The sequence below is a fragment of the Paenibacillus sp. J14 genome, from assembly GCF_000518465.1.
Lineage (GTDB): Bacteria > Bacillota > Bacilli > Paenibacillales > Paenibacillaceae > Fontibacillus > Fontibacillus barengoltzii.
The window spans coordinates 23,066-31,424 of sequence record NZ_JADQ01000054.1 but is presented as its reverse complement, the minus strand read 5'-3'; the positions used below and the strand labels follow the sequence as shown (position 1 = coordinate 31,424).

At 51.6% G+C, this 8,359-nt stretch carries 7 protein-coding genes and 1 rRNA gene; 1 reads left to right on the top strand and 7 read right to left on the bottom strand.

The annotated features are described in order from the left end of the window. A 16S ribosomal RNA gene (locus M891_RS0117985) occupies positions 1 to 191 on the bottom strand; the annotation flags it as partial. Positions 192 to 509: 318 nt separating this feature from the next. Continuing rightward, positions 510 to 1,388, bottom strand: a complete 879-nt coding sequence (locus M891_RS0117980) for a nucleotidyltransferase-like protein (RefSeq protein ID WP_028539782.1) — start codon at positions 1,386 to 1,388, stop codon at positions 510 to 512. Between the two features lie 145 nt (positions 1,389 to 1,533). Between M891_RS0117980 and M891_RS0117975 the strand changes: the two genes are divergently transcribed. Next, on the top strand, positions 1,534 to 1,914 hold the full coding sequence (locus M891_RS0117975) for a DUF2614 family zinc ribbon-containing protein (RefSeq protein ID WP_009227109.1): 381 nt from the start codon (positions 1,534 to 1,536) through the stop codon (positions 1,912 to 1,914). An 82-nt stretch (positions 1,915 to 1,996) separates the two neighbouring features. Here the strand turns inward: M891_RS0117975 and M891_RS0117970 are convergent, their stop codons facing one another. The 5 genes from M891_RS0117970 to gatB form a co-directional block, all read right to left on the bottom strand. Then, positions 1,997 to 3,733 (bottom strand): glycosyl hydrolase family 18 protein, encoded by a 1,737-nt coding sequence (locus M891_RS0117970; RefSeq protein WP_232228374.1) that lies wholly within the window; start codon positions 3,731 to 3,733, stop codon positions 1,997 to 1,999. Between the two features lie 144 nt (positions 3,734 to 3,877). Next, the gene (locus M891_RS0117965) at positions 3,878 to 4,306 is read right to left on the bottom strand and encodes a Fur family transcriptional regulator (protein WP_016310872.1); all 429 of its coding nucleotides are present in this window, start codon (positions 4,304 to 4,306) and stop codon (positions 3,878 to 3,880) included. Positions 4,307 to 4,439: 133 nt separating this feature from the next. Next, a complete protein-coding gene (locus M891_RS24130; RefSeq protein ID WP_028539780.1) occupies positions 4,440 to 6,257 on the bottom strand; it encodes a DUF4097 family beta strand repeat-containing protein in 1,818 nt (605 codons plus the stop codon). 173 nt (positions 6,258 to 6,430) lie between these two features. Beyond that, positions 6,431 to 6,853, bottom strand: a complete 423-nt coding sequence (locus tag M891_RS0117955; protein WP_371859559.1) for a GNAT family N-acetyltransferase — start codon at positions 6,851 to 6,853, stop codon at positions 6,431 to 6,433. 45 nt (positions 6,854 to 6,898) lie between these two features. Continuing rightward, complete coding sequence (gatB, locus tag M891_RS0117950; protein ID WP_016310869.1) at positions 6,899 to 8,338, bottom strand: Asp-tRNA(Asn)/Glu-tRNA(Gln) amidotransferase subunit GatB; 1,440 nt, start codon at positions 8,336 to 8,338, stop codon at positions 6,899 to 6,901. Positions 8,339 to 8,359 lie beyond the last annotated feature (21 nt).

Here is an 8,359-nt window from a genome sequence, read left to right as displayed (position 1 = left end):
AGACTTGCGTATCCGGTATTAGCTACCGTTTCCGGTAGTTATCCCAGTCTTACGGGCAGGTTGCCTACGTGTTACTCACCCGTCCGCCGCTAAGTTTATCAGGAGCAAGCTCCCGATAAACTCCGCTCGACTTGCATGTATTAGGCACGCCGCCAGCGTTCGTCCTGAGCCAGGATCAAACTCTCCAATAAAGTAGTGTTTGACTTGCTCATTTAGATAAACTGACGAGATTAAAAATCTCAGTTTAATTACTCACTCGTTGTTCAGTTTTCAAAGATCAAACTTTCATTTCGTCGCCGTTCTTTGTTTCAGCAGCGACCTTTATAATATATCATGTTTGCCTCGATTAAGTCAAGAAGTTTTTTTAAAAAAACCTTTCGGCCAGTGCCGATTTCAGCTTCAAAACTTCATTGCCTTTTTTAGGGGCGAGATATAATTTATCATATCCTCGCTGGGCGCGTCAATAGGTTTGTCCAAGGTATATTTTGGAAGTGTTCAGAACGCCGCAATCAGGCTCTGTATCGCAATTCCCGGCGCTCGCCTGCGCCTTCCTTATGAGCTTTGGTGATTTCCTGCGCCAAGGAACGGGCCACCAACTTGCGAAGTAATAACGGAAGCTCATCTCTCACATGTTCGAGCTCAGGGTTCTGTACTAACTCCTGAATACTCCATGCTTCCTTACGGCTGCCCAGAATCCTTAAGAGCAGTTCACAACAATCGGCCATCTTGCTGGCGAGTGTAAATTCGCAAGCCAACAGGACGAGCTGGATGCGTTGCTCCAACGTTTCTGAATTTTCCGTCAACTCGTCAAACAACTTATTGACGACCGAATTCAAAGGGCGAACCTGTTCCCACACGCTGCTTTCCGGCAAAATCCCCTGCTCGATCAATTCAAGGCGAGCATAATGCTTTAACGCCTGCAGCACGCAGTAGTACGCGTCCAGCAAGTCCTGCTCAGCCGTATACCGTTTGGCTTCCCCATAGACTTTGAGAAATTTGGCAAATTCCTTAAGCTTCCGCCGTTCCTTCATGGAATCACCAAATTTGTTGATATAGGAGCGGAAAGTCGTCAACTTCCCATCGATGTCCCAAATGATCTCGCCGTGCAGAAAATATTTCACCGAATCCCGCTGATCACCGGTCAATATGCCTAGTTCGATTTCGCGGGTGCCCACATGCAGCAGCTGATAAGCCGAGTTTCCGCTCATACCGTGCTCAATACGCTGTTCCTTCTCCTCCAAGCCATGGTGCACAACCATAATGAGATATTCGAAATCATGCAACAGCGAGTCGTGGAAGCCGGCTTGGTCCAGGTGATACCCAACCGCCCCAATGGCTCCATGTCCGGCTTTCTCCTCGTCTAAGATCGAAAAAATGGTTGTTTCCACGGATACCCTCCCAGCTTGGCGTATTCCTGCCAATTCGTTATAATATAGTTCTACGCCTAATCTAAGTTTCCTTCTTTGTTTTTGGAGCACTTGGAAAAAGTGGGGAAACGCTCCCCTTGCAGAGTTATAGAAACGAGGTGGCCCAATGTTCTTCAAATCAAGCAAAATCAATGAATTTCGTTTATGGGGCTTGTTGCTCACCATGCTTGGGATGGGCCTAATGGTACTGGGAACCGCCGGGATTGTATTCTGGGGCCCTGCCGGCAGAGCGATCGCTGCCATCGGACTAGCCATCGGCTTGGTCTCGATGCTCGCGAGCTTGGCCATTTATTTTTGGGCGGGCATGTTGTCCACGTCAGCAGTGCAGCTGGAATGCCCGGAATGTCACAAGCTGACCAAAATGCTAGGCAAAACAGATCGCTGCATGTTCTGTAAGACCATCCTCACCCTCGACCCGTCGCAGGCGACGATCACGGCCGAGGAATTGGAGCAACAGCAAACAACCGGAGCTTCAACCACCAGTTAAATGTCATTCTATCCTCATTGGATAAAAAGAAGCCAAGCGGACCGCTGCATCTAAAGCAGCGGTCCGCTTGGTTTTTTGCAGTCTATTTTACAATTTCCCGAAGGGTCTCCCAAGCTTCGTCGGAAGCAAACGCCCGTGTCCAGGTGGCGATGCCAGCCAGTTTCATCGATTTGGCCACTTCCACACGGCGTTTTAACGATTCAGCATCCTCCAGCCATATGCGGTGCAATCCTTCTTTGTCCTTATACTCCACGTAATTCTGTTCCGTTTCTTCAGAGAAGCGCGGTTTTAATTTCTTCTCGGCGATGATTTGCTGAACCTTGTCCATCCCAATAGCTTTAGAACTGACCTCCGTTTTGCCGTCCTTCACCGTTTCCGTCCATACCCGGGTATACAAAGGGATGCCCAGGATCAGCTTACTCGGCGGCACATCATCCTCTTCCAATATCCGTGTCACCGATGAGCGCACCCAAGGCAATGAGGCGACGGAGCCCGCCACCGGACTGGCCGCCCAATGCTCATCGTAAGCCATCAATACGAGGTAATCGACCACTTCAGCCAAGGCCCGGCGGTCCAAAAAGGCCGACCACATCTCACTATTAGATTTCGGGGTCACGTCAATCGAAACGATCAAGCCCTGCTCCTCAGCCAATGGGCGCAGCTCACGCATAAACTGGGTGAGATTCTCTCCGTCCTTGGTGTAGACATTTTCATAATCGATATTAATGCCGTCTAAATCATACAACTTCGCGTAATGCAGCATTTGCAGAATCGTCGTTAGCCGGTTCTCGAAGCTGGCCAACGCCTCGGAAGTGAGATCCGGATCAAAGCTGTTATTGAACAAGCCCCAAACCTGCATCCCCTGACCATGAGCCCATTTGACGTAGGCTGGGTCTGCTTTACTCTTCACGTTGCCCTTCCCGTCCACCATGGAAAACCAAGTAGGACTCACAACGTTGATGCCCGGCAGCTTACCGATGGAAGACGGCTTGGGTGCCACCTGATATACAGCTTCCCAGGTCATATTCACCGTTTTGGACTGCCATTTCTGTTTGGCGGCGGATAGCTCCAGCTTGAGTTCCGGGATGGCATGTTCCTCTCCCAATACAACGTCCTTTCTCTGAACATAGCCGGTATACCCGTTATTTAGCTGAACATAATACCATTTATCATCGGGGGTCTCCAGGATCCGCAGCGCAGTCTCCTCCGGCATATCCGCCAGAATCGGCTGATGAATGCTAGGGCCTGTTCGCAGCGGAACAGTGCTGTCCTTTTTGCTGGAACCGGAGTCTACCACAGCCGGCAAAATCTTCTCTCCCGCCCGATAGAGCAGAACAACGCCGGAAGCCGCATCCTCTTTCACCTCTGCCCCGTACAAGTCCTGAAGCAGATGAGCCGGAAGATAGAGGACGCCCTCCTTCTCCTCCGGAGCAAAGCGCAGCTCCTTCGGCTTATTATTGATTTTGGCGATCTTCTCGTCGGCCTTGAGCAGAACCAACTTCTGCGGCGTCGTTAAGATCACTGACTTCGTATCTTCCTCATAACGAATCGTCGGGTCGATAATCTGCTGAATCACCGGAAGCGGGAGCTTCAAGCTATCTCCCGATCCGATCCCGGTGCCACTTAGCAATTGTCCATCCGCAAAAATAGGCTTATCCACCCGGCCAAGCCATTCAGGATCCACATGCTCGCGGTTGGGCAGCCATTCCGATTGAGCCCAATAAAGCCCTGCTATAATAAGAATCAGGCCGAAAAACCATTTCGTTTTTCTCCTGCCTCGCTTCTTTTTCCTTTGATACACGTCTCTTCTACTCTTCAAGGACAACCCTCCGTATCGAAATCTCTGTCTACTAAATAATAAACTTATAAAGTGCGCCGAAAGTTACCTACAAAAAACAAAAACGTGAAGAATCCGCGAAGGTATTCCACACGTTTGATCTACATCTCACCAAATAAAACTGTCTTAGTGCTTCATACGGCACTCTTTACATACCCCATGCAATTCCAGCCGATGGCCGTGAATCTCAAAGCCGGTGGCTTCTTCGGCCTGGCGCTCGACTTCTTCCAAGCTAGGGTACATGAAATCCTCAATTTTTCCGCATTTCTCGCATATCACGTGATAATGATTGGACACGTCCGCATCAAAACGGCTCGAATTGTCCCCATATGTTAACTCCCGGACCATGCCGGCTTCAATCAACATTTTCAAATTATTGTATACCGTAGCTACGCTCATGTTCGGGAAGCGGGGCTCCAAGGACCGGTAAATCTCGTCCGCGGTCGGATGGCTCATCGATTCCATCAGATACGTAAGTATGGCGTGACGCTGCGGCGTAATGCGGACTCCATTGTTCTTCAGTTGGTCCAGGGCATGCTGTACGCGCGTTGTCATCTCGTCCACCGCCTTCTAAATGCTCATTCCTTATGGTTCATTATGCAAAAAAGTCCGTAAGATTATTGTACGGTTAGGTCAAAACTTTTGTCAACGCAGGATCAACGCCTGCAACTTGGCTTGTCGCCGGTGTTCAGCTTTTATTCACATACAGGTCACTGTTGCCATCGACCTTGAGCTTGAACTCACCGGTTCCGAGTGTACCATGAATTTCCTTGTGATCCACCACAAAAGGCAGTTCGGTAAAAATATCACCGTATCCGCTCGATCCCTCAAGCTTATAATTCCCTTCTTCCGGAAGCTCGACTCGCAACTCGCCAACCGCGCTGTAAACGTCCCAATCGCCGCCAACGATCCGGGAGGTAATGTCGATTTTGCCGTTAAGCGATTCGGCCTTCAGTCCCAGCGGAACGCCGTCGACCCGGATATTGCCGTTTTTCGTATGCAGTTGAATGTCATCCTGAGCTTCGGTTAATGTAATATCGCCTACCAGGGTGGACAAGGCGACCTTGCCCGTAATGCCCCGGCCTTTGATATTTCCGCCTTGCGTATCAATCTCGGCTTCACCAAAGATCCGATACAGCTCAACGTCCCCGTTTAACGTTTTGGCCGAAACATCCCCAATGACATTCCATAACCGTAAGTTCCCATTCCCTGTTTGCAGCTTCACCTGCTTCATCGCTTGGACACCGGTTAATGTAATTTTCCCGTTGGAGGTGGAAATGTCCAAATCCAAGAATCGGTTTTGCGGAACAATCAGGGTTACGTTCACCTTCGGATGACGACGGCCAGTCTCGCCGTAAGCCTTATCCTTGACGGATAAATTCAACGTCTTGCCGATAGCGGCTTCGATAGACGTGACTGCCGCAATTTTGCGAGCGGGTTCATACTCCAGTTGATCGATCCATACCGTATAGCGGACGATGACATGGTCGATCTCCGCCTTACGCACCTCGATATCCCCATTCATTCCGTCAAAAACGATCCGTTCGGTATCCAAGTCGATGGGAAGATCCAACTGGGGTTTCTCCACACGATAACCTTCCTGTGCGCTATATTCCGCCCCTGCAGCCGTCAAATCGAGACTGACCCGGTTCCATAAGTGCATGTATTGATCTTGCTGCGTAATAGCAAATACCGAGAAGGCCATGAACATGGACAAGAACAGCCCCTTCACATCAACGCGCGGGCGAAATCTGACTTGCATGGCTCTCATTCGTTTCCAAACCAATATTATAATATGCTCGATTCCCCACAAAACGAACACGAATGGCCACCATCGGATCAACTGCAGCAACAGATCTCCATCCTTCATCGCATCGTGCAGCAAAATTCCCGCGGTTGTCAGCAGGACCACGGCGGCAGTAAAGCGTCCGGAACGCAGGAAGAGACGTTGCGATTCGCGCAGGATTAGCAGCAGCGCGGTCAACGCCAGCGCAGCAGAGACTAGATACGCTCCGGCGTATTGCACCAGCAGCTGGAGCCAATACGGCTTCATCTGAAGTACAATCAAAATGGCCCCGCCGCCGATCAGCAGCGCTCCCGCTCCGAGACCCTGCTTGAAGCTTCGGCCGGACGGTGTGTCCGTGGATGGGGTTTGACTCGCTTCGAGCTCTTTTTTCAGACGGGCATTATGGGCATCCGTAGATTGAAGGACATCATAAATACTAAAGAAGTAAGCCGCGGGAATTAATAAGCCAAGCCATAGGAGAAGCGGCACATTAATCGCCATGCGGACGGATGAGAAATAAATCAATGCGGAAGCATCGATCAAGACAAAATACATAAAGCAAAGGCCGCGTAAATAACTGCGCAAGTACAAATGTCCCATCCCCGGAAACAGGGCGGACAACAGACCGGCAATCAGCTTGCGCTTGCGCCGCCGGGGCTGATATCCTTTCGTCCGCCCTTGCATCGGCGGCTGTCCGATCGGCACCATATCCGGCGTCATTTCCCCCACCTCTTTTCTATCTCTGTTGGGCTTCATCCAGCGCGGATTTCCCGTTTCTTTAATCATAACCGATACTGACTTATTCTGTAACGTGGAAGGAACTGGTCTCCAATCAATCAAAAAGCACGCCCTCAAACCTCAGCCATCTGGTTTGAAAGCGTGCTTGAATCTCTTTACTGGTTCAGTCGATAGATCATCAATTCTACGCCTGCAGCAGATTGGACAGACCGCACCGGACGGAAGCCAAACTTGCGGTACAGCGCAACCGCAGGGGCGTTCTGCGGACTGGCCGTTACGGTAAACTCTTGCTTGTCCAGATGGTGGGTCAGGACGTAGTGCAACAGCTTGGCTCCAATTCCTTGCCGCAAATGGTTCGGTTGAACCATCAATCGAGTGATCTCTAAGGCCCCCGGCATCTCATCTCGAACGGCGATCGCCCCCAGCAGCTCCCCATCCTCCGATAGTTCACCAAAGAACACATCGCTGCTTGAGCGGATGGAATCAAACGTATCTGGCAACGGCGGCATCTCCGTTAGGCCAACCGCCTGTGCCTCCAGTCGGTAAGCCGAATGCTGCAAGCTCCAGAGTTGTTCCACAATATCGGTGTCACTCAATGAGAGTTGCTTGATCACCAGCTGGCCCTAGCCTTTCAGCACTTCGACCAGCAGCTTGTTGACCAGCCCCGGGTTGGCTTTCCCTTTACTTTGCTTCATGACTTGGCCGACAAGGAAGCCAATGGCCTTCTCCTTGCCTGCTTTGTAATCCTCCACGGAGGCCGGGTTGTTCGCAACGACTTCTTGAACGATCGCCATAATCGCCCCTTCGTCGCTGATTTGCACAAGCCCTTGCTCCTCAACGATCTGCTGCGGCAGCTTGCCGCTTTGCAGCATTTCTTTAAATACCGTTTTGGCGATCTTGGAGCTGATCGTGCCTTTCTCCAGCAGGCCGATCATCTCACCTAGACCTTGTCCGGTCAGCTTCACGTCGGACAATTCCAGCGAATTGCTGTTCAGGTAGCCGAGCAGATCGCCCATGATCCAGTTCGACACCGCTTTGGCGTCCTTCGTATACTCAAGGCTGCTTTCGAACAAGTCCGCCAGCGCTTTGGAGGACGTAATGACGCCAGCATCGTACTCCGGCAAGCCGTACTCCGAAGTGTAACGAGCTTTCCGGGCATCCGGCAGCTCCGGAATCGACGCGCGAATCCGGTCTTTCCACTCCTGATCAATGTGAAGAGTAACCAGGTCGGGATCCGGGAAGTAGCGATAATCGTGGGCTTCTTCCTTGCCGCGCATCGAGAACGTTTTACCTTGGGTTTCGTCCCAGCGGCGCGTCTCCTGTTCAACCTCTCCGCCTTCGTCCAAAATCTCAGCCTGGCGAAGCTGTTCATACTCCAACCCGCGAACCACGCCGCGGAACGAGTTCATGTTCTTGAGCTCGGCACGCGTGCCAAACTCCTTCTGACCCCACGGGCGCAAGCTGATGTTAGCGTCGCAGCGCATCGAGCCTTCCTCCATTTTCACGTCGGAAACCTCGCAGTACAGCATGATCGCCCGCAGCTTCTCCAGATACGCGCGCGCTTCCTCCGGCGAAGAAATGTCCGGCTCGGACACGATTTCCACAAGCGGCGTGCCTACACGGTTGAAGTCCACCAGCGAAGCGTACCCGCCGTCCACGTGCGTCAGCTTGCCAGCGTCCTCCTCCAGATGCAGACGGGTGATGCCGATCCGTTTCGTCTTCCCGTCCACCTCGATATCGATGTATCCGTTCTTGCCGATCGGTTGATCGTATTGGGAAATCTGATACGCTTTAGGCGAATCGGGGTAGAAATAGTTCTTCCGGTCAAACTTGCAGACATCGCCGATTTCACAATTCAGCGCCATTGCGGCCTTCATCGCGTAGTCGACGGCCTGGCGGTTCAGCACCGGCAATACGCCGGGATGCCCCAGGCACACCGGGCAGGTATGCGTATTAGGCGGGGCGCCGAACTCCGTGGAGCAGCCGCAGAAAATTTTCGATTTCGTATGCAGCTCCACGTGCACCTCCAACCCAATTACCGTTTCATATTTGGATGTTGACATGGCCTATCCTCCTGCAAAACT

Coding starts and splice junctions, on each gene's coding strand:
- M891_RS0117965 (WP_016310872.1), bottom strand. CDS start 4,306: ATGACAACGCGCGTACAGCATGCCCTGGACCAACTGAAGAACAATGGA.
- gatB (WP_016310869.1), bottom strand. CDS start 8,338: ATGTCAACATCCAAATATGAAACGGTAATTGGGTTGGAGGTGCACGTG.
- M891_RS0117975 (WP_009227109.1), top strand. CDS start 1,534: ATGTTCTTCAAATCAAGCAAAATCAATGAATTTCGTTTATGGGGCTTG.
- M891_RS24130 (WP_028539780.1), bottom strand. CDS start 6,257: ATGACGCCGGATATGGTGCCGATCGGACAGCCGCCGATGCAAGGGCGG.